This is a genomic window from Aureivirga sp. CE67, from assembly GCF_015767245.1.
GTDB lineage: Bacteria > Bacteroidota > Bacteroidia > Flavobacteriales > Flavobacteriaceae > Aureivirga.
Genome location: NZ_JADOTV010000022.1, coordinates 1 through 22,286 on the forward strand (window position 1 = coordinate 1; position 22,286 = coordinate 22,286).

Below are 22,286 nucleotides of genomic sequence, written 5' to 3' on the forward strand. Positions count from 1 at the left end.
TTTCAAAACTTTTTTAAAAATTATTTTTTCAACCTTGTTTTAGAACTTTTTGCTGCTACAAACGCCGTTGCCTTTGTTTGTTTTAGCGGATGCAAATGTACGTGAATTATTCGTTCCTGCAAGTGTTTTTATGAAGTTTTTGCATTTATTTTTGATTGTTTTTGGAGAGGGTTTGGTTTTCAGTGGGTTGGGTGTGAAAAAATTTAACCACCCCCTACCCCTCCTTTAAAAGGAGGGGAGTTTTTATATTCGCTTTGCTTATATATTATATTGTGGGTTTTAGTTTTTAGCTTCGCTCAGCCGTCTGTTTATTGTGTTTTGGAAGATGTACTTATTATATAATAGGTGGTACTATTATAATGTATTTGTTTTTTGCGTTAGGGATTGGAGTGGTTAGCTTTTGTTTTTCAAAAATTAGAAGTTCTTGGGAAACGGAGGCGACCAACGGAAGCCAACGGATGACCAAGAAATTCTTTTTTTGAAGAACAAAACTAAAAACGGAAAGCCCGACCCGAATTTTTAACGAAGGGGAACGCCCAAATTTTAATTATATATAATAAAGGTATTATCTTTTTGAAATTTGTGAGAATATTTTAATTATTTTGAATCACAACTCTAGCCTGTTTCGAAAGTAGGGTTGACAAGTTCTGTTTTTATTTATCAATTTATGATTATCGCTAGTGCGAGTTTATAAACATGATCTCATAAATATTAAAAGTAATGGGCACACTTTATAAAAGTCGCTAGGTTTTCAATTAAAAAATTGTGTGTATTCTACTTCAAACTCTCTAAATATTCTAAAACTTGTTTTTTATAACTTGCTCCTATTGGTAATTCTTTGTCATTTATTTCAATATCATTTGTGGTAAAAGCAGTTATTTTAGAGCAATTCACAATATAAGATCTGTGGATTCTTAGAAAATTATGATTTTCTAACTTTTGCTCAATATCGCTGATTTTATATTTAGAAACAATCCTTTTGGAATCAGTGTATACAGAAATATAATCTTTCAAGCTTTCGATATAAGAAATTGTCTGTACAGAAGCTTTGTGGTATTTATTCCCAGATTTTAGTAAAACAAAATCTTCTTCTTTTTTATTTTCTTGTGTAATAGTTTTTGAAGTGACTGATGTAGAAAGTCGAGAATATTTTTCAATCGCTTGAAAGAATCTCTGAAACGTGATTGGCTTCAAAAGATAATCTACAACTTCTAGTTCATAGCTTTCAATGGCATAATCTCGATAAGCTGTAGTGAAAATCGTTTTCGGAGGATTTTTCAGAGAGCGTAAAAAGTCAACCCCAGTAATATTGGGCATTTGTATATCCAAAAACAGTAAATCCACCTCTTTTGTTTGTAAAACTTCGAATGCTTTCATGGCATTATTACAAGTTGCTACAACTTCTATGTTTTCTAATTGAGATGTATGATTTTCTATCAAACGAATCGCTAAAGGTTCGTCATCGACTATTACACATTTTATCATTTATTATTTTTTTAAAATCTGGTTTTTCTTTTAGTTTATTTTTGATGTTTTTTGAGTTGTATTTCTTAACACACCCCTAGCCCCTCTCGAGAGGGGAATAATTTCTTGGTGGCTGAACGGAATCGAAGTTTAATTTGAGCCCAACTCTAACTTTACAGTAAATAATGATTTTCCTTTAATTATTTCAAGATTATAATTATTTGGATAAATCAAATCTAATTGTTTTCGGATATTTAATAAACCTATGGAATTTTTATTCTCTGGTAAAGTTTTCGATTCTGAAATAGTATTTGAAATCTGAAAATCGATTCTAGAATTTTCTGATTTTAATAAAATTCTAATTTTCGGTGAACCACTATCCTCCCCTGCTCCATGCTTAAAAGCATTTTCTACCAAAGAAAGTAAAATCAAAGGAGCTATGGAAACTGGTTGTTTTATTTCTTTATCAAAGATTACTTCTAGTCTTTCGTCGTATCGAAGTTTTTCTAGAGAGATATAATTTTCTAGCAAAGTAATTTCCGAACTTATTGGAACAATTTCACTATTACATCGATATAAAATATGATCCAAAATAGCAGATAATTTCTCAATCACTTCAGGGATCTTCGGTGATTTTTCAATTGCTAGAAGATAAATATTATTTAAAGTATTAAACAGAAAATGTGGATTTAATTGCGACTTTAAAGCATTTAGTTCTGCAATAGATTTTTCTTTTTCTAAATTATTTCTTCGTTCTTCATTTTTTTTGAAATACAAAACAAACTTCATAAAAAGAAACATAAATACTGGTAAATAAATGGCAGGAAAATATTTGATTACTAAAATTTTCCAATCTGTCAGAATTTCCCAAATAGATTCTTGTTCAAATTCTCCTTGTCTTACTAAAGTCTCTGCTACATGCACCATTAAAATTCGACCATAAGCAGAAATAATATATAAACTTGATATAGAAAGAGAATAAAAAAGAAAATATCTCTTCTGTAAGTATAGATAAGGAATTGCAAAAAGATATAAAAAATAAGCACCGACTATAGAAGGAAGTAATGTTGATAAAGAGTAAACTAAAATACTTAAAAAAGGTTCATCACTATATATTCCAAAAAATTTTAATACATCTAAAAAATACACACAAACCCAAAATAGAATATCTACCATCCATTTTGATTTTGTGAGTTTATTAAAAATTTCTGTTTGTTTATTCATTTTGTCTGTTTTTCCAATTTCAAAATTAATGGTTATTATTTTCTTTTTTTTTCAGAACGATGAATTAAGCAAAAAAAAGGATGAATACATACAAACTGTCGACAAATTTTTGTTTTGAATTTATTTTCAGTTTTGGACGATTATAATTGTCTGTTTGTCGACTCTTTCCCATTCGTTTTTCTATTTATTTCACATTTGCATCAGTCAAACGAGAAAAAAACTTAGACATGAACTATAAAATATTACCATTAATTTTTGCACTTTTTCTGAGCAGTTTACTTTTTGCACAGAAAAATAATGTAACAATTCAAGGAAAAATTGTTGAGAAAACATCGCAACAACCTTTGGAGATTGCTACTGTTACGATTTTGAATTATAATAATGAAACAATTATTACTGGAGGTGTAACAGATGAAAAAGGGGAATTTAAATTCAGAATTCCTTCAGGAACCTATGATATTAAAATTGAATATTTAGCTTTTAAAGATGTTTTTATTGATGATAGAAAAATTGATAAGAACACTACTTTAGAAACTATTTTGATGGAAGAAGATCATCAGCAACTAGATGCCGTAGAAATCACTGCTGAAAAATCTACTGTTGAATATAAATTAGATAAAAAAGTTTTCAATGTTGGAAAAGATATTATTTCAAAATCTGGTTCGGCAATTGATATTTTAGAAAATGTACCTTCAGTTGGAGTGGATGTAGAAGGAAATGTAAGTTTACGTGGAAATTCAGGGGTAAATATCCTAATAAATGGAAAACCATCTGTATTGACTTCCAACGGAGGTTTAGATCAAATTCCTTCTGAGAATATTGCAAAAATTGAAGTGATTACAAATCCTTCTGCAAAATATGAATCACAAGGAACTGCTGGGATTATCAATATTATTTTAAAGAAAAATAAAAAATCTGGTTTGGCAGGTTCTGTAAAAGTAGAAGGAGGAATTCCTGAAAATAGCGGAATTAATTTTAATGTAAATTACAAAACACAAAAGTTTAATATTTTCACGAATTTACGTTATCGCTCACAAACTTATGACCCAAGAGAATCTTTTGAAAGAACAAATTTTGAGAATGGAATTCCTGTTAGTTTTCAAAATTTAGATACCGATTTGGAAAGAAGCAGATCTAACTACAATATTTATTTTGGAGGAGATTATTATTTCAACGACAAAAACACACTTTCACTAACTTATACTAGAAATCACAACGAGAATGAGAGAAACAATACATTCCTTTTTTCTTCTTTAGACCAAAACAAAGAAATAATTGATACGTATAGAAGAATTGAAAAATATGAAGAACCACAAACTTACAACCAATTAGAAATTGATTATTTAAAAACTTTTGATAAAAAAGGGAAAAAACTTCGTATGAATCTAGAATATGATTTCTGGAATGATGATGAGAACGAATCGATCACAGCACAGATTATTGAACCTTTAAATCCAGAAGTAGATTATATTTCGAGTAGAGATATTGAAAGTAGTAAAGATTTATATTTCCAAACAGATTTTGAAACACCAATTGGAGAAAAAGGAGGAATCGAAACTGGAGTTCGTGGGCAATATCGTAGAATTCGTAGTAATTATAACGTAATGGATAATGGAGAATTGGTAGATCAATTCACGAATCTTTTCAAATATAACGAAGGAATTTACGGAGCATATGTGCAGTATAAAAACAGTAAAAACAAGTTTAAATACATGCTTGGTTTAAGAACTGAAATCACAAACATTGAAATTTTGGACCACAAAAATATCTTTGACCAAACAAAAAACTATATCAATCTTTTCCCAACAGTTCATTTGACTTATAATTTTTCTGAAAAAAGTAATATACAATTGAGCTATAGTAAGCGTATTTCTAGACCACGATTTTGGCAATTAAATCCTTTTGGAGGAATTGCAAATAACCAAGCTATTTATGGAGGAAATCCAGATTTAGATCCGATGTACACAAATGTTTTTGAGCTTGGACAACTTTGGAGAATTGGAAAAATTCAAGTAAATCCTTCTGTTTATTTCCAACACACAACAGACTTTGTAAGCTTTATCACCACAGAATTACCTGATGGAAAATTATTTTCTACACCAGTAAATTTGGACAAAGAAGACAGAATTGGAGCAGAGATTTCTATCAATTATAGTCCTGTAAAATGGCTAAGACTTTCAACAGATTTTAATTATTATTATTTCAACCAAACTGGAGATTATCAAAATGTTTCCTATAGTTCTAAAAACGATAGTTGGTCTTCAAAAATCAATGCTCGTATGCGTTTACCAAAGAAATTCTCTTTACAGATTTCTTCTACTTTCGACGGAAAAAAGGAAAATGCGCAAACTACTGTAGATGCTTTGTCTTGGACAAGCTTAGGTTTAAACAAAGATTTCTTGGATGATAAAATGTCTTTCTCACTTTCTGTTTACAACATTTTTGACTCAAGAATTGAAAAAAGATATGTAACCGGAGAAAATTTCCAGATAAATTACAATCAAACAAATAGCGGAAGAAGAATTCGTGCAAGTTTAACTTATAGATTTAACCGTAAGAAAAACGAAAGAGATAGATTACCAGATTAAACTTTTCATTTATTAATTAGATCATGTATCAAACCGAATATTCTTAGGAGTATTCGGTTTTTTGAATTTTATAATTCATCCTACTATTTGGAGCTTCCTCCTTCCATTTTAGCTTCGTTACACTTCGCTAAAAAGCAAGGAGTCGGGCTTTCCGCTATATCTTTTTTGCTAAAATAATTTTATGAAGAGAAGCAAAAAAGGATGCCGCTGCAATCCCTAAGCCAAAAAAAGACCTTTGATTTCTCAAAGGCCTCTTATTTCTTGATAAAAAATATTATCTCAAAACATTAAAAATCAAACATCCCCCAATGCTCTTTTTTATCCTGTTTTGAGTATTTTTTTTAAATGAAACTTCAACTTAAATTAAAAACGTCTAATTGCTCTAACTGAATAAAGAGTTGAATTAGCAGAAATACCTGTATTATTATTTGTAAAGTTAAACCAATGTGATTGAGTTGGTGAACCTGTATCTTGTGAACTTGACCAATAATTAGATGTACTTAACACCGTACCTTCATTATCAGATAAAGCAGCATTAATAACATCTAATTGAGGATATATCCAATAATTTAATTCAAACAATGAAGGTAAATACCAATCAGATAATTCATCTTTTTTGTAATTTGCACAAGCATAAGCAGCGTATGAATTTCCATTTCCTGCTCCTTGATTTGCTATAATTAAAGTTGTATTTCTACTTCCTGCATATAAACCATTAGCATCTCCCATAGTTCTTGTAGTAGAACCATCATTCCAAGGTAATTGATTTTCTAAATCATCCATTGCAATAACTAAACCGTGCTTTCCTGATGCATCTACATAAAATACTATACCTCCTTGTGCAAAATCTCCGATCTCATATTTTACTTCAGAAGCAACTGTTTCAGCTGTTTTAGCATGTAATGCATAAGGAACACTTAATAATTGACTAGTACCTGTTATCGTATAGTTAGTTCCTCCTTCCGGATCTATTTCTGTCTTAATAAAATAAGAATCATTTGCCCAATCAATAGAAGTAAAATCTCCACTTACCAAAGTTCCTGCTCCAATTTCTAAAGATACCAATCCATTGACATTTGTAGGCAGTGTTTGAGTTTCTACATATACTGCAGTCCCGGCCGAACTTGTTTTAAGAATACTAATTTGCATTCCTACAATTTCATCTGATAATAATGCATTATCCGCATCTCTTATTACTGCTTGGTAACTTATTTTTTCTGGACTCTGTGCCCAAACATTTGTAGTTAATAATAATGCGACTACTATTTTAAATATTTTTTTCATGTTGTTTATTTTTTGATGATTTTAAAAGTTTTAACCAATTGATTGTTTTTCGTAATCTTTAAAAAGTAAATAGCAGCTGGGTGCTTTTCTAAATTAATATTTAAAGATTCACTATTTACCTTTCTATTTTCAATTACATTTCCTATTACATCAATCAATTGAAAATTTAAATTATCGGTATCTTTAGATTCTAAGACTAAATAATTCTTCGTAGGATTAGGATAAACTGAAAGCTCTAAATCAATAGCTATTTCGTTTACATTTATTACAGAAATATCATATGGTTGCTGAACTCCTTGTTCTACACTTCCATTTGTTCCTGTATTAGAAGTATAAACTACTTGACCTACAGTGTAACTACTTACACCACCATCTCCTGTTGCTTCACCACCTGATGCAGATGAATTTTCTTGCGCATGTAACCCTCCTAAACCTAAGAGAATAAATGCCATACATCGTATTGTTTTTTTGTGCTTCATAATTCAATTAATTGTAAATTAATTCTAAAAATTTTTAGCTATTCTTATAATTTATTATATCATGCAAACATAAATCATCAGATTTCTCTTAAATACTCCAAACAGATTTATATACCCTCCAATAAGATATTTTAATATAATTTGAATAGTTTTGTAACAAGTTTATATTAAAACAGAAGTAGAAGTATGACATCAAAACATTTAGACAACTTTTTTTTTAATTTAAAAAGGTACATTGTTACCAAAAAAAATGGTTTTTATATACTTCCTTATGTCGGGAATTCTCCAGAAGTAATGATCAAAAGCTTATCAGGAATTCCATATAATACACATGAACCAGAAAATAATATAATTTCAACAGACAACCCATTTACAAAAGGTACTTTTCAATATCAAAAAATCGAAGAAGGATTATGGTTAGTTTTTAATGACTTGTATATAAAAAAGAATATCAGTTATAAAAAGCTACAAGACCCTAAGTTTCCAAGCGATTATTATAGTCTTTCTTTCAGAATGGATTCAAAAGATAACGATAGTCAAATAATTGATGGACATCAGCTTAAAAAAAACAAAGGACTGCTATGTAAACCAAAAGCGAAAGCAATTAACTTTTTTTACAAAACCTCCAAAACACGATCATTAATCATTTTTTTCACAGGAGAATGGCTCGAAAAAAATATTCATAATGAAGCAGATAGTTTCTATAATTCGATCCGATATTTTATTGAATCCGAAAAAGAATCTTTATATATCCCACATTTCTTTTCCAATACGAATAAAATAAATGAAGAAATTGTAGCAATTTTCACAAAAGAAAAAGAGAGTGCGAATAAAAACAAACTAGAACTTAAAATTAAAACATTAGAATTATTGCAATATTTTCTTTTTAAAATTTCGTTAGAAGAAAAAAAGAAAATGACTCCCTTCACAGAAGTTTTATTCCAATATATTTATCAGCCATTTCCAGGAATAGATTTCTTAGCAAAAGAATTAGGTATTTCTCCTTCAAAATTAAAAGTCGATTTCAAAAAAGAAACGGGTATGCCAATTTTTCAATATTTTAGAGAAAAACAAATGGTTTTAGCCAAACAAATGCTAAAAGACGACGAAACTCTCTTAATCAAAAATGTCTCTTACAATTTTGGTTATGAAAATGTCAGCAAATTCTCCGAAGCTTTTAAAAAATACCACGGACATTTACCCTCTGAAAGAAAATGTTACAGCTAATTTCAACTCCTATTTATATCAAATTTTTATTAGAAAAATTATTTTAATCTGGAGCTTCCCCCCTTCCATTTCAGCTTCGTTACACTTCGCTAAAAAGCAAGGAGTCGGGCTTTTCGCTATATCTTTTTTGCTAAAATAATTTTATGAAGAAAAGCAAAAAAGGATGTCGCTGCAATCCCTAAGCTGAGAAGATCTACGTAAATAGAAAACCATCTTAAAAAACAACCTCGAAACTTCCTTTCTCAAAAGTATTATAGAATGGTATTTTATGTTTTTTGCAAGTTTTAATCCAGTTTCGCACATAAAAACCAGAATTAGATCCATCAAAAACAACAAACTTTGGTTCTTGCTCTTGAATTAGTTTTTCAAAATTAATTTTCGGATTATTCTGAAGTAATAAATAATCTGGTTGCAATTTTTGTTTTACTAAAAAAGGTTTATTTATAATTAAAATTTTCTTTTCATCATAAAATTTTAATTGTGGAATTTCTTCTGAATGTTTATGATTTTCGATTTCAAAATTTGTTTTATAATTCTGAATCATTGGAACTTCTTTCCCGAAAGTCTTTAAATCTTTATTTTTAACAATTCCTATAGTGCTCGATTTGTATTTATGAAAAACTACAAACTTAGAAGATGCATCAGTGAAAAGATTTTTTTGAAAAAAGGAAAGTTGTACGAAAAGAATTATAACTAAAAAAGAAAATGTTGTTTTATAAGTTTTCTTCGAATAAGAAAAAATGAAAACCGAAATCAATAAAATATAAAGTAAAATCAAGTCTATTGAGGAGAAAGAAATATTTGTAAACACAAAATGTTCTTTGGAAGCAAAAAAGGAAATAATCTGATTCATAAATGTGATTATTTTCTCATAAATCACAGAAATAAAACTTTTTTCAGCATAAAACATAAGAGAAATCAACAATAACAAACCAAAAGCTAAAACAATTTCTAGAAGAAAAAGAACTAAAACATTCGCTACAAAAAACAAACCACTAAACTGATGAAAATAAAAAAGACTTATTGGTAAAATTCCTATTTGAGCAGCAACCGAAACCGAGAACAAATCCCATATTTTGGAGATTATTTTATTCTTTGGTTTAAACAATTTATCCAACAAAGGTTTTAGAACAACAATAGAAATAACTGCAATATAACTCAACTGAAAACCTACTTGAAACAACCAAAAAGGATTTATAAAAAGAAGAACGAGGTAAGAAATAAGAATGGATTGAAAAACAAAAGTAGTTCTCGAAAGATTTAAACCAATCGCAATAATAGAAAACATAGTAACAGCCCGAGTTACAGAAGGACTAAAACCCGTCACGAAAGCAAAAAACCAGAGAAACGAAATTTGAAGTAGAACTTTTATAATTTTCAATCGCTGACTACGATTTAAAAAGAATAATAATTTTTCAAGAATAAAAAGTAAAATTCCGATGTGAAGACCCGAAATTGCCAAAATATGAATTACTCCAGCATAGGTGTAATTTTGATATAATTCTTTTGAAATATCTTGTTTCTCACCAAGAAATAGAGCTTTTGTTATTGCTAAAACATCTTTGGATAAATCCAATTTTTCTAATTTCTCAACTACTTTTCTTCGGATAGAACTTGCTAAAGAAATTGACGATTTCCCTTCCAAAAATTTCGCATTTTTATCATTGAGTTTTAAATCATAAAAAATCTGTTTCTTTTGTAGAAATGAAACATAATCAAAACCAAAATTATTTTTTTGATATAACTCTTTCGGCTGCGCTTTTGTCAAAATCTCTGTTCCTTCTTCTAAATTTCGAAAAATTGTATCTGTATAAATTAATACTTTTCCACTACTCTCCTTTCCATTTTGATTTACAATTTCACCATAATATCTCTTTGCAAATTTGGTAGGTTTTAACACTTCTAGAATCTTAATTTTAGAGAAAGAATTTTCTTGTAAATTTTTCGAAAAATGATTCTTTTGATTTTTGTCTTTATGTAAATTAATTGTCAAAACTCCAATACAAATCACCAATAAAAAAGAAACAAACGCAAAAGAGGATGAATTTTTAAAATGCAATGGATTCGCTAATTTTCGAAGTATAAAAAACAAAATAATTGCTAAAACAAAAATTGTAACAAGTACAGAAATTATCGTTATTTCAATATAAAAACCTAGAACTAAACCAAGTGTAAAACATATTGCTAATGGAAGTGGAATGTAATTCAATAATTTACGCATTATCAGGAGGATTTGGTGTAGATTAAAATTACATTTAATTGATTTTCAATAAAATAACTTTAAATCATGATATTTCCTACTACTAAAAACCTGTGATAACCTATCACGGTTTTCCAAAAAACATCTCAAAAGAAATTGAAAAAGAAGACTATAACAAAGCTTTAGAACTCATTTGCATTTATTTTTGTAAATTTGCAGTCCAAGAAAATAGAAGAAATGTTAGACAAGTTACAAATAGTAAAACAGCGTTATGATGAAGTATCAGATTTGATCATTCAACCTGATATTATCACAGATCAAAAACGTTATGTTAAGCTTAATAAAGAATATAAAGACTTAGGTCAAGTTGTTGAAAAAGCCAACGAATACGAATCTTTATTAGCAAACATTGAAGAAGCCAAAGAAATCATCGCAGACGGTTCGGATGCAGAGATGACAGAAATGGCAAAAATGGAAATGGATGAAGCAAATGAAAGAATCCCTCAATTAGAAGAAGAGATCAAGTTCATGCTTATTCCAAAAGATCCAGAAGATGCTAAAAATGTAATTGTAGAAATCAGAGCAGGAACAGGAGGAGACGAAGCAAGTATATTCGCAGGTGATTTATACAGAATGTACACTAAATACTGTGCTTCAAGAGGATGGAAAGTCGAAACTGAAGATGTAAGTGAAGGAACTTCAGGAGGATTCAAAGAAGTTATCTTTAGTATCACTGGAGAAGATGTTTATGGAGACATGAAATTCGAATCTGGAGTACACCGTGTGCAACGTGTTCCGCAAACAGAAACACAAGGACGTGTGCACACTTCTGCTGCAACAGTAATGGTTTTACCAGAAGCAGAAGAGTTTGATATCGACCTTAAAATGAGTGATATTAGAGTTGATTATTTCTGTTCTTCAGGACCTGGAGGGCAATCTGTAAATACAACCTATTCTGCCGTACGTTTAACACACGTTCCTACAGGAATCGTTGCACAATGTCAAGATCAAAAATCGCAGCATAAGAACAAAGATAAAGCGATGAAAGTATTACGTACGCGTATTTATGAACAAGAATTAGAGAAAAAACTAGCAGAAGATGCTGCAAAAAGAAATTCTCTAGTTTCTTCAGGAGATAGATCTGCAAAAATCCGTACTTATAACTATCCACAAGGACGTGTTACAGAACACAGAATCGGATTAACACTTTATGATTTAAGTAATATTATCAATGGTGATATTCATAAGATTATTGAAGAATTAAAATTAACAGAAAACACTGAAAAACTAAAAGAATTAGGAGAAGTATTATAACACTTTACTATTTTCTTTTCAACATACAAAAGCTCAAATATCACAAGATGTTTGAGCTTTTTTTATGTATATTTTTTGAAGCTTCCCTTCTCTTCCGTTTCACTACAGAGAAGGTCGGGCTATCCGCTATATCTTTTGCTCCGTACCTCCGCAAAAGAATGCCGCTGCTATCCCTAAGCCATTTTAAAAACTTCTAAACTATCCAAAAAAATTAATACAGTAAATATAGTCTTTTAAGAAAAAACGTAATAACAACTATTTAAAAAAAGACATAAAAAAAATCCTAGATTTTCATCTAGGATTTTCTTTATATATATAAGCAAGAAGTTAAAAAATTTATTTTACTTTATTAACGATAGCTTTGAAAGCCTCTGGGTGGTTCATCGCTAAATCTGCAAGAACTTTACGGTTCAATTCGATGTTGTTAGCTTTTACTTGTCCCATGAACTTAGAGTAAGACATTCCGTATTGACGAGCACCTGCATTGATACGAGTGATCCATAATGAACGGAAGTTTCTCTTCTTGTTTTTACGGTCTCTGTAAGAATATAACATTCCTTTTTCAACCGCATTTTTAGCTACTGTATAAACATTCTTTCTTCTTCCAAAGTACCCTTTGGCTTGCTTTAAAATCTTTTTTCTTCTGGCTCTTGACGCTACAGAATTGACTGATCTAGGCATAATTTAAATTGTTTTTTTTGTAATAGGCGAATAAAATTTATTTCTTTAAGCACTATTACAGGGTTAATAATTTACCGTTATTATGTTTAAATTATTTTAAACACAATTGTTGTTTAATGTTAGCCTCATCTGATTTGTGTACTAAACCGTCATGAGTTAACTTCAACTTACGCTTCTTAGATTTCTTTGTTAAGATGTGACTCTTAAAAGCGTGTTTTCTTTTTACTTTTCCAGTACCAGTTAGCTTGAAACGCTTCTTAGCACTAGATTTTGTTTTCATTTTAGGCATCTTGTCCTGATTTTGAAACTTGCTTATATACTATTTTTTCTTTGGAGCAACGTACATAATCATACGCTTACCTTCTAACTTAGGCATTTGCTCTACTTTTCCGTATTCTTCTAGCTCTTGTGCTAATCTTAATAATAAGATTTGCCCTTGATCTTTAAAAATAATTGATCTTCCTTTAAAAAACACGAACGCTTTTAATTTAGCTCCCTCTTGTAAAAACTTGATCGCGTGCTTTTTCTTAAACTCATAGTCATGTTCATCCGTTTGCGGACCAAAACGAATCTCCTTCACAATAACTTTAGTTGCTTTAGATTTCATCGCTTTTTCACGTTTCTTTTGCTCATAAAGAAACTTCTTGTAATCAATTACTTTACAAACAGGCGGCTTCGCCTTTGGTGAAATTTCTACTAAATCAAGTTCTTGCTCTTCTGCAATTTGTCTTGCTTTTTCGATTTTATATACACCAACTTCTACGTTATCTCCTACTAAACGTACTTCAGGAACATACTTAATTTTCTCATTAATTCTATGTTGTTCCTCTTTCTCTACTCTCCAAGGCTTTCTAGGGCCTCTTTTTCTCTTTAATGCTATGACTTAAAAAATTTAAAATTAAACTATTAAAACTGCTCTAATGAATTCTGAACTTCAGATTTTATTAAAGATACAAAATTTTCGATAGTAAATACTCCTAAATCCCCTTCTCCATGTTTTCTTACAGAAACTGTCTGTTCTTTCTCTTCATTTTCTCCAACAACCAACATGTATGGGATTTTATTTACTTCTGCATCTCTAATTTTTCTTCCCGTTTTTTCGTTTCTATCATCAATTAAGGCGCGAATTTCGGAATTTTCTAGCAAACTAGAAACTTTTTCGGCATATTTTTGATATTTTTCACTGATTGGCAATAAGATAACTTGCTCTGGTGTCAACCATAATGGGAAGTTTCCTCCTGTATGCTCTAATAAAATTGCTGTAAACCTTTCCATAGATCCAAATGGTGCTCTGTGGATCATTACTGGTCTGTGTAATTGGTTATCTGAACCTTTGTAAGATAAGTCAAAACGCTCTGGTAAGTTATAATCTACTTGGATTGTACCAAGCTGCCAACTTCTTCCTAAAACATCTTTTACCATGAAATCTAACTTTGGTCCATAGAAAGCTGCCTCACCATATTCAACTACAGTGTTTAATCCTTTCTCTTTAGCAGCATTCATGATCGCATTTTCTGCTTTTTCCCAATTTTCATCCGTACCAATATATTTCTCCTTATTTTCTGGATCACGTAATGAAACCTGTGCTGTAAATTTATCAAAACCTAAAGCTTTGAAAACATAAAGTACTAAGTCAATTACTCCTTTAAACTCTCGATCTAACTGATCTGGAGTACAGAAAATATGTGCATCATCTTGTGTAAAACAACGAACTCTCGTTAATCCATGTAATTCTCCACTTTGCTCATATCTATATACTGTACCAAACTCTGCAAAACGCTTTGGTAAGTCTTTATATGAATAAGGTTTTGTGTTATAAACCTCACAGTGGTGTGGACAGTTCATTGGTTTTAATAAAAACTCCTCATTGTCTTTTGGTGTATGAATCGGTTGGAAACTATCTTCTCCATATTTCTCATAGTGTCCAGAAGTAACATAAAGTTCTTTTTGTCCAATATGTGGTGTAACAACCATTTCATATCCTGCTTTCTTCTGTGCAGCTTTCAAGAAATTCTCTAAACGCTCACGAAGTGCAGCTCCTTTTGGTAACCAAAGAGGAAGTCCTTGTCCTACTTTTTGAGAGAATGTAAATAACTCTAAGTCTTTTCCTAGTTTACGGTGATCTCTTTTCTTTGCTTCCTCTAACATTTCTAAATACTCTTTAAGCATTTTTTGTTTTGGGAAAGAAATACCGTACACACGTGTTAACTGTGTATTTTTCTCATCACCTCGCCAGTAAGCTCCTGCAACACTCATGATTTTTACAGCCTTGATGATTCCCGTGTTTGGAATGTGTCCTCCACGACATAAATCTGTAAAATTTGAGTGATCACAGAAAGTAATATCTCCATCCGTTAAGTTTTCAATTAACTCAACTTTATAGTCATTTCCTTGTTTCTTATAAAAATCTAATGCATCTGCTTTAGAAACTTCTCTCATTTGGAAAAGGTGCTTTCCACGAGCAATTTCTAACATTTTATCTTCAATCTTCTTGAAATCTTTCTCAGAAATTGTATCATCTCCTAAATCAATATCATAGTAAAAACCATTATCAATTGCAGGTCCGATTGTCAATTTCGCATCTGGATAAAAATGTGTAATAGCATCTGCTAATACGTGTGCTGATGAATGCCAAAAAGCTTTTTTACCTTCATCATCATTGAACGTATATAAAGTTAAACTTCCATCGGTGGTCAAAGGTGTACTAGTCTCAATGGTCTTTCCATCAAATCTTGCAGATATCACATTTCTTGCAAAACCTTCACTAATATCTCTTGCAACTTCCATTGCTGTAACCCCTTCTTGGAATTCTCTTACTGAACCGTCTGGTAGTGTAACTTTGATCATATTTTTAATTTTAAGACTGCAAAGATATTAGTTTTAATACTTCTTAGCAATACTTTACTTTTACTTAATGTTATTTTTTATCAAAAAAATAAAAAAGAGAATATTTTTCAAACAAAATATCCTCTTTTATATATGATTTTTACTAGTGATTTTATTTATCCTGAAGTGCAAATACCTTTTTCATCAAATCAGAAGTTCTTTCTTTTACATCTTCTCTGATTTTCAATTCTTCTATAGCAATCATTTTATACACTCCTTTTAAAGCTTCTTTTGTAACATAATCCGTCAAATCTGGATTGATATCATCTGCAAAAGGAATTGCATTATATTTTTTGATGATTGTCTCCCAAATATCATTTGCTCCAACTTTATCGAATGATTTTTTAATAATTGGCTCAAATTTACTTTGAAGAGAAACTTCTGTTTTTGATTCTAAATAAAGTGTTGCCGCATCATCATTTCCTAAAAGGATTTTCTTCGCATCCTGAAAAGACATTCCTTTAATCGCTTCCACAAAAATTGGAGTCGCTTCTTTCACAGCTTCTGATGCTGCTTCATTAAGTTTCTCAATTCCTTTATCTGCTACATTTCCTAGACCTATATCTCTAAGTTTAGAATCTACTTTTTGTAAATCTTTTGGTAAATTAATTTTCGCCACAGGATTGTTATAAAACCCTTTTTCCATTGCTAATTTACTTACCTCAACTCTTACTCCTTTTTCAAGAGCTTCTTTTAAACCATTTCCTATTTGAGTACTTGTCAATTCTTGTGACTGACTCAAAATATCTTTCGGAAGATTATTTGCAGCTTGTTGCAATTCCGCACAAGAAGCAAAGGAAAGTACAAGTGCAAGAGCTCCTACTTTAAATAATTGTTTTTTCATATTATTTGTTTTTGTTAGTTGGCTTAAATGTATCTGTTTTTTTATCATAACCATATGGACAATGCCTACAACCACTTTTGCAGCAATAACCTCTTTTCAAATGGTATTTTTCTGTAAAAACTTTATATCCCTCTTTGGTTAAATAAAAATCTTCTGGTTCTAATTTAGGCAATCTTTTAAATTCCATTTTGTTAACTTATAAAAAAACCTCGAAAAAAATCGAGGTTTTATGTTATTTCTATTTTTTTGGAGAACCTGGCGGATATTGTTTTAGAATTGCATTTACAAATTCATTGATCATTTCTGTTTTCTTCTCCGGACTCGAAGTCGTTTCTGAAACAGAACCTTTTCCAATTCCTTGCCAAATTAGCCTATATTTTTTTGCATCTATAAAATCAATATACAAAGTTCCGGTTGTTGATTCGGTTACTTGCGTACTTGGCCAAGTACTATAAACTCCACCATAATACCAAGGATACCAACCATAATAACCATATCCATACCATCCAAAATTATTCTGATACACGTTTACATCTTTTCTAGCTTTTGTAAAAATGCTAATCAGCATATCTGGATTTTCAGATTTTGTCATTCCTTTTGCAACCAAATTATTTTCAATTGCATACAAAATTCTTCTTTTGTCCAAATCTGAAATTTTTGCTTTATCAATTCCTTTTTTATCAAAAGCAAAAGTTCTATAGTTATTAAAATTTACGGATGTATCGTAATCTTCGTTCACCTGAATAGAAGCACAAGAAACGATAGATACAGCCAATAAAATACCGAATATATATTTTACAATCTTCATATCTTTAGGTTTTAAGTTATTATTAAATATAAAATATGCCGAAAGTTCATTCCAATTGTAAAATATATACTATTGATTATTTATAAATTAAAATAAACCTTCTAATAAATTATCTTCTACTCTATTTGGCATCGTAACTTTTAAGTTTGGCTCCACCTCCATTGCTCTCTCGATAGCAAAGTTTGCTTCTTTGTTTCTTGCCCAACTTCTTCTTGCAATACCATTGTTCACATCCCAGAATAACATACGTTTTAAACGGGTATCCGCTTCTTTGGAACCATCAAGAACCATTCCGAATCCTCCATTGATAACTTCTCCCCATCCTACTCCACCTCCGTTGTGGATAGAAACCCATGTTGCTCCACGGAATGAATCTCCAATTACATTGTGAATTGCCATGTCTGCTGTGAATCTAGAACCATCATAAATGTTTGAAGTTTCTCTAAATGGAGAATCTGTTCCAGAAACATCATGATGATCTCTTCCTAATACAACTGTTCCGATTTTTCCTTCTGCAATTGCATTATTGAAAGCTTCTGCGATTTTCATTCTTCCTTCTGCATCTGCATAAAGAATTCTCGCTTGTGACCCTACAACTAATTTATTTTCTTGAGCTCCTTTAATCCAACGGATATTATCATCCATTTGTTGTTGAATTTCTGCTGGAGACTTCTTTTTAATTTCTTCTAAAACTTGACAAGCAATCTCGTCTGTCTTCGCTAAATCTTCTGGATCTGCTGAAGCACAAACCCAACGGAATGGTCCAAATCCGTAATCAAAACACATTGGTCCCATGATATCTTGCACATAAGAAGGATATTTGAAATCAATACCATTTTCTGCAAAAATATCTGCACCTGCTCTACTTGCCTCTAATAAGAAAGCATTTCCATAATCAAAGAAATAAGTTCCTTTTGCTGCATGGTTATTTACTGCTGCTGCATGTCTTCTTAAAGTTTCTTGTACTTTTTCTTTGAATAACTCAGGTTCGTTCGCCATCATTTCATTTGCTTCTTCAAAAGAAACTCCAACTGGATAATATCCTCCAGCCCATGGATTATGTAATGAAGTCTGATCAGAACCTAAATCAATATAAACTCCTTCTTTATCAAAATGCTCCCAAACATCTACAACATTTCCTTGATAAGCAATCGAAACAACTTCTTTGTTTTCTTTTGCTTTAAGAACTCTCTTTGTTAATGCATCTAAATCTGTAATCACTTCATCAACCCATCCTTGTGAATGACGTGTATGAGTAGCTTTTGGATTTACCTCAGCAACTACAGAAACACATCCTGCAATGTTACCTGCTTTTGGCTGCGCTCCACTCATACCTCCTAATCCAGAAGTAACAAATAATTTTCCTGCTAATCCTTCTCCATCTTTAGAAATCTTTCTTCCAGCATTTAAAACAGTAATTGTTGTTCCATGTACAATTCCTTGTGGACCAATATACATATAACTTCCTGCTGTCATCTGTCCGTATTGTGTTACACCTAAAGCATTGAATTTTTCCCAATCATCTTGCTTAGAATAGTTAGGAATCATCATACCATTTGTAACTACAACTCTTGGAGCTTCCGAATGCGAAGGAAATAATCCCATTGGATGTCCAGAATACATTACTAAAGTTTGCTCATCTGTCATTTCAGCTAAATATTGCATCGTCAACAGATATTGCGCCCAGTTTTGGAATACAGCTCCATTTCCTCCATAAGTAATTAACTCATGTGGATGTTGTGCAACTGCATAATCCAAATTGTTTTGAATCATATGCATAATTGCTTTCGCTTGCTCCGATTTCCCTGGATACTCTTCAATTGGACGAGCATACATTTTATAATCTGGACGGTAGCGATACATATAGATTCTTCCGTAAGTTTCTAACTCTTGTGCAAATTCTTTTGCTAAAACTTCGTGTTGTTCTTTATCAAAATAACGTAAAGCATTACGAATTGCTAATTGTTTCTCTTCTTTTGAAAGAATATCTTTACGTTTTGGTGCATGATTTATAGAAGTATCATAAGGTTTTTCTGTAGGAATTTCCTGAGGAATACCTTGTAATATTTGTTCTTGAAATGTCATTGTAAAATTCTTTTTAAGGATTTCCAAATTTACATGTTTTTATTTAGCTGAAAAACCGATACTTCAAAGATTATTTTTGAAAAGGACTTTCTACTCCCATCGCTTTCGGATCCATCATCGTATAATCGTCAGAAACCGCAAAAACACTATCATCTAATTTTTTCTCTTTTATAGAATCTAGCGTAACTTTCATCTGCATTCCGCCTACATTTGTTGTGTATTCTAAAGGCATTCCGTCCACTGGAACTAAAAACACATTAAATTTATTTGGTAATTCTTCCGTATACCATAATTCTACTTGATTTTCTCCCTGATCAAAAGTTACTTTTTTCGCTTTATATCCTTTGATCATTTTTGTTTCATTGGTATGTTTTAAATTCACTTTATCCACATCCATTTTCTCTTCTTTTAGATCGAATTTCATTCCCATTTTCTGACCATTCATATCCAAAAGCATACTAAGTTCTTGTTTGTTATCATCTGCAATAAAAGTTTGCATACCTCCCATCATTTCTTGTTCTATCTTGAACATATCTCCTTTTCTATAGGCTGTAGAAAATTTCGGTAATTGATCTTTATAATCCATCATTTCATCAGGAAGATGTAAATATTCATATTTATACACCAAAACTCCTTCAAAATCTTTTTGAGCTTCCATTTTTTCTACACTCATCAGACTCATTGCAAACAAAAAGAATACGATAATTTTTTTCATGATTCGACTATTTTAAAATTCACTTTAAGTTACTCAATTTAAAAACCATAGATTCTTACAGAAATGTTATAAATATTCTCTTTATACTTTTTTACTAAAAGATTTTCAACAACAGAAACTTCCTCTTTTCAAACTTTTATTTTTTTAGTAGAACTCGTTTAAGCTTTTTTACTAAAACTAGGAGTTTCATATGATGTTTATTAATGGTGAAGGGAAAAATTTTCAGCATAGCCTTAGCTATGGTTAAAATTTTTCACAAGTCAGTAATGAACATGCTTGAAACGAATTTTGATTTAAAAAGTTTAAATGAGTTCGTATTTAAAATTGTATTTTTGATTTAGAAAAAATTGTTTTCAATTTAAAATAGAAATTTATGAATCCGTTATTAAAAGATTTTAATACTTTATATACTACAGCTCCTTTCAAGAGCATAAAAAATAGTGATTTCGAACCTGCTTTTAAAGAAGGAATTACTTTAGCAAAACAAGAAATCGATGCAATTACTGAAAATGAAGAAAAACCAACTTTTGAAAATACCATTGAAGCTTTAGAGTTTAGTGGAGGTCAATTAGACCGAATCTCTTCTATTTTTTTCAATTTAAACAGTGCTGAAACAAATGAAGAAATTCAGAAAATTGCACAAATTGTTTCGCCACTTCTTTCTGAGTTTTCAAATGATATTCGCTTAAATGAAAAATTATTTCTTCGTGTAAAAGCAGTTTATGAGCAAAGAAATGATTTAGATTTAAATGAAGAACAAATGATGCTTTTAGAAAAAAAGTATAAAGGTTTTTCAAGAAATGGAGCTAACTTAAACGAGGAAGATAAAAACAAACTTCGTGAAATTGATAAGCAACTTTCACAACTTTCTTTAAAATTTGGAGAAAATGTTCTTGCAGAAACGAATGCTTTTGAAATGCATTTGACAAATGAAGAAGATCTAGCTGGTTTACCTGACGGAGCAAAAGAAGCTGCTGCAATGTTAGCAAAACAAAAAGGAAAAGATGGTTGGATGATTTCTTTAGATTATCCAAGTTATGTTCCTTTTATGACTTATGCTGATAATAGAGAACTTCGTCAAAAATTGGCAATTGCTTTTGGTGCAAAAGCTTTTCAGAAAAATGAATTCAACAATGAAGAAAATGTTCTAAAAATTGCAAAACTTCGTTATGAGAGAGCAAATCTTTTAGGATATAAAACGCATGCTGATTTTGTTCTAGAAGAAAGAATGGCAGAAAATCCTGAAACTGTTTTTACATTCTTGGATGATTTATTGGTAAAAGCAAAACCTGCTGCTGAAAAAGATTTCAAGCAATTGGAAGAAATGGCTAAAGAAGATGGAATTTCTTCTTTAGAAAAATGGGATGGAGCTTATTATGGTGAAAAACTAAAAACAAAACTTTTCAATTTTGATCAAGAGCAATTGAAACCTTATTTCAAATTGGAAAATGTTTTAAATGGAGTTTTCACGATTTCTAATAAATTATATGATTTAAATTTTGAGGAAATTAATGATATCGACAAGTATCATGAAGATGTGATGACTTATAAAGTAACAGATAATGATGGAAATTTCATTGCTGTTTTCTATGCAGATTTCTTCCCAAGAGAAGGAAAACGTGGTGGAGCTTGGATGACTTCTTACAAAAGTCAATGGAAAAAAGATGGAGAAAATTCTCGCCCACATATTTCTATCGTTTGTAATTTCACGAAACCAACAGAAACAAAACCATCTCTTCTAACTTTCAATGAAGTTACAACACTTTTTCATGAATTTGGTCATGCACTTCACGGAATGTTAGCAAATACAACGTACCCAAGTTTATCAGGAACTAGCGTTTCTTGGGATTTTGTAGAATTACCAAGTCAAGTTTTTGAAAACTGGTGTTATGAGGAAGAAGCTCTAAATCTTTTTGCGAAACATTATGAGACAGAAGAATTAATTCCAATGGAATTGGTAGAAAAAATCAAAGCTTCTGCAAATTTCTTAGAAGGAATGCAAACGGTTCGTCAATTGAGTTTCGGACTTCTAGATATGGATTGGCATGGTAAAAATCCAATGGAAATCGAAGATGTAAAAAAATACGAATCAGAAGCTTTTGAGAGTACAAAATTATATCCAGATGTAGCAGAAAACTGTATGAGTACCGCATTTTCTCATATTTTCCAAGGTGGATATTCTTCTGGTTATTATTCTTATAAATGGGCGGAAGTTTTAGATGCAGATGCTTTTGCTTATTTCAAAGAAAATGGAATTTTTAATCATGAAATTGCAACTAAATTCAAAAATACAGTTCTTTCGCAAGGTGGTTCAATTAAACCAATGGAACTTTATGAAGAGTTTAGAGGAAAAAAACCAGATAATACAGCTTTATTGAAGCGTGCTGGATTGATTTAACTTCGACTACGTTCAGTTATCGATTAAGATATTTAAAAATAGAAAAACCTATGAACGACAATTCATAGGTTTTTCTTTACAAAACTTAA

Annotated in this window: 18 protein-coding genes; 4 read left to right on the top strand and 14 right to left on the bottom strand. The window is 30.7% G+C overall.

The window, feature by feature from the left end:
* Nucleotides 1–774 precede the first annotated feature (774 nt).
* Complete coding sequence (locus tag I0K12_RS18450; RefSeq protein WP_196889623.1) at nucleotides 775–1,485, bottom strand: LytR/AlgR family response regulator transcription factor; 711 nt, start codon at nucleotides 1,483–1,485, stop codon at nucleotides 775–777.
* Between the two features lie 129 nt (nucleotides 1,486–1,614).
* The gene (locus tag I0K12_RS18455; RefSeq protein ID WP_231372801.1) at nucleotides 1,615–2,688 is read right to left on the bottom strand and encodes a sensor histidine kinase; all 1,074 of its coding nucleotides are present in this window, start codon (nucleotides 2,686–2,688) and stop codon (nucleotides 1,615–1,617) included.
* Nucleotides 2,689–2,915: 227 nt separating this feature from the next.
* Here I0K12_RS18455 and I0K12_RS18460 point away from each other — a divergent pair, with 227 nt between their 5' ends.
* Entirely contained in the window at nucleotides 2,916–5,276 is a 2,361-nt protein-coding gene (locus tag I0K12_RS18460) for a TonB-dependent receptor domain-containing protein (protein WP_196889624.1), read from the top strand.
* Between the two features lie 363 nt (nucleotides 5,277–5,639).
* Here the strand turns inward: I0K12_RS18460 and I0K12_RS18465 are convergent, their stop codons facing one another.
* Together I0K12_RS18465 and I0K12_RS18470 are read right to left on the bottom strand one after the other, a co-directional pair.
* Nucleotides 5,640–6,560 carry a hypothetical protein gene (locus I0K12_RS18465; RefSeq protein ID WP_196889625.1) on the bottom strand — a complete coding sequence of 307 codons (921 nt, stop codon included), beginning with the start codon at nucleotides 6,558–6,560 and terminating at the stop codon, nucleotides 5,640–5,642.
* Nucleotides 6,561–6,565: 5 nt separating this feature from the next.
* Complete coding sequence (locus I0K12_RS18470) at nucleotides 6,566–7,012, bottom strand: T9SS type A sorting domain-containing protein (RefSeq protein ID WP_196889626.1); 447 nt, start codon at nucleotides 7,010–7,012, stop codon at nucleotides 6,566–6,568.
* Between the two features lie 213 nt (nucleotides 7,013–7,225).
* On the opposite strand from I0K12_RS18470, the gene I0K12_RS18475 reads away from it, so the two are divergent.
* On the top strand, nucleotides 7,226–8,266 hold the full coding sequence (locus tag I0K12_RS18475; protein ID WP_196889627.1) for a helix-turn-helix domain-containing protein: 1,041 nt from the start codon (nucleotides 7,226–7,228) through the stop codon (nucleotides 8,264–8,266).
* 214 nt (nucleotides 8,267–8,480) lie between these two features.
* On the opposite strand, the gene I0K12_RS18480 is transcribed toward I0K12_RS18475, so the two are convergent.
* Nucleotides 8,481–10,487: a ComEC/Rec2 family competence protein gene (locus I0K12_RS18480; protein ID WP_196889628.1), complete on the bottom strand. Its 2,007-nt coding sequence runs from the start codon at nucleotides 10,485–10,487 to the stop codon at nucleotides 8,481–8,483.
* Nucleotides 10,488–10,703: 216 nt separating this feature from the next.
* Here I0K12_RS18480 and prfA point away from each other — a divergent pair, with 216 nt between their 5' ends.
* On the top strand, nucleotides 10,704–11,780 hold the full coding sequence (gene prfA, locus I0K12_RS18485; protein WP_196889629.1) for a peptide chain release factor 1: 1,077 nt from the start codon (nucleotides 10,704–10,706) through the stop codon (nucleotides 11,778–11,780).
* A gap of 336 nt (nucleotides 11,781–12,116) precedes the next feature.
* Here the strand turns inward: prfA and rplT are convergent, their stop codons facing one another.
* The 9 genes from rplT to I0K12_RS18530 all read right to left on the bottom strand — a co-directional run bounded on the left by rplT (nucleotide 12,117) and on the right by I0K12_RS18530 (nucleotide 19,799).
* Nucleotides 12,117–12,461: a 50S ribosomal protein L20 gene (rplT, locus tag I0K12_RS18490; RefSeq protein ID WP_196889630.1), complete on the bottom strand. Its 345-nt coding sequence runs from the start codon at nucleotides 12,459–12,461 to the stop codon at nucleotides 12,117–12,119.
* Nucleotides 12,462–12,552: 91 nt separating this feature from the next.
* Entirely contained in the window at nucleotides 12,553–12,750 is a 198-nt protein-coding gene (gene rpmI / locus I0K12_RS18495; RefSeq protein ID WP_196889631.1) for a 50S ribosomal protein L35, read from the bottom strand.
* A 30-nt stretch (nucleotides 12,751–12,780) separates the two neighbouring features.
* Nucleotides 12,781–13,341: a translation initiation factor IF-3 gene (infC, locus tag I0K12_RS18500; protein WP_317194449.1), complete on the bottom strand. Its 561-nt coding sequence runs from the start codon at nucleotides 13,339–13,341 to the stop codon at nucleotides 12,781–12,783.
* Between the two features lie 26 nt (nucleotides 13,342–13,367).
* Entirely contained in the window at nucleotides 13,368–15,308 is a 1,941-nt protein-coding gene (gene thrS / locus I0K12_RS18505; protein ID WP_196889632.1) for a threonine--tRNA ligase, read from the bottom strand.
* Between the two features lie 151 nt (nucleotides 15,309–15,459).
* Nucleotides 15,460–16,191, bottom strand: coding sequence for a DUF4197 domain-containing protein (locus I0K12_RS18510; RefSeq protein WP_196889633.1), 732 nt, complete (start codon nucleotides 16,189–16,191; stop codon nucleotides 15,460–15,462).
* 1 nt (nucleotide 16,192) lies between these two features.
* On the bottom strand, nucleotides 16,193–16,378 hold the full coding sequence (locus tag I0K12_RS18515) for a DUF5522 domain-containing protein (protein ID WP_196889634.1): 186 nt from the start codon (nucleotides 16,376–16,378) through the stop codon (nucleotides 16,193–16,195).
* Between the two features lie 51 nt (nucleotides 16,379–16,429).
* Entirely contained in the window at nucleotides 16,430–16,999 is a 570-nt protein-coding gene (locus I0K12_RS18520; RefSeq protein WP_196889635.1) for a DUF4136 domain-containing protein, read from the bottom strand.
* 87 nt (nucleotides 17,000–17,086) lie between these two features.
* Complete coding sequence (locus I0K12_RS18525; RefSeq protein WP_196889636.1) at nucleotides 17,087–19,084, bottom strand: urocanate hydratase; 1,998 nt, start codon at nucleotides 19,082–19,084, stop codon at nucleotides 17,087–17,089.
* Between the two features lie 70 nt (nucleotides 19,085–19,154).
* The gene (locus tag I0K12_RS18530; protein ID WP_196889637.1) at nucleotides 19,155–19,799 is read right to left on the bottom strand and encodes a DUF4412 domain-containing protein; all 645 of its coding nucleotides are present in this window, start codon (nucleotides 19,797–19,799) and stop codon (nucleotides 19,155–19,157) included.
* A 373-nt stretch (nucleotides 19,800–20,172) separates the two neighbouring features.
* Between I0K12_RS18530 and I0K12_RS18535 the strand changes: the two genes are divergently transcribed.
* A complete protein-coding gene (locus I0K12_RS18535) occupies nucleotides 20,173–22,197 on the top strand; it encodes a M3 family metallopeptidase (protein WP_196889638.1) in 2,025 nt (674 codons plus the stop codon).
* Nucleotides 22,198–22,286 lie beyond the last annotated feature (89 nt).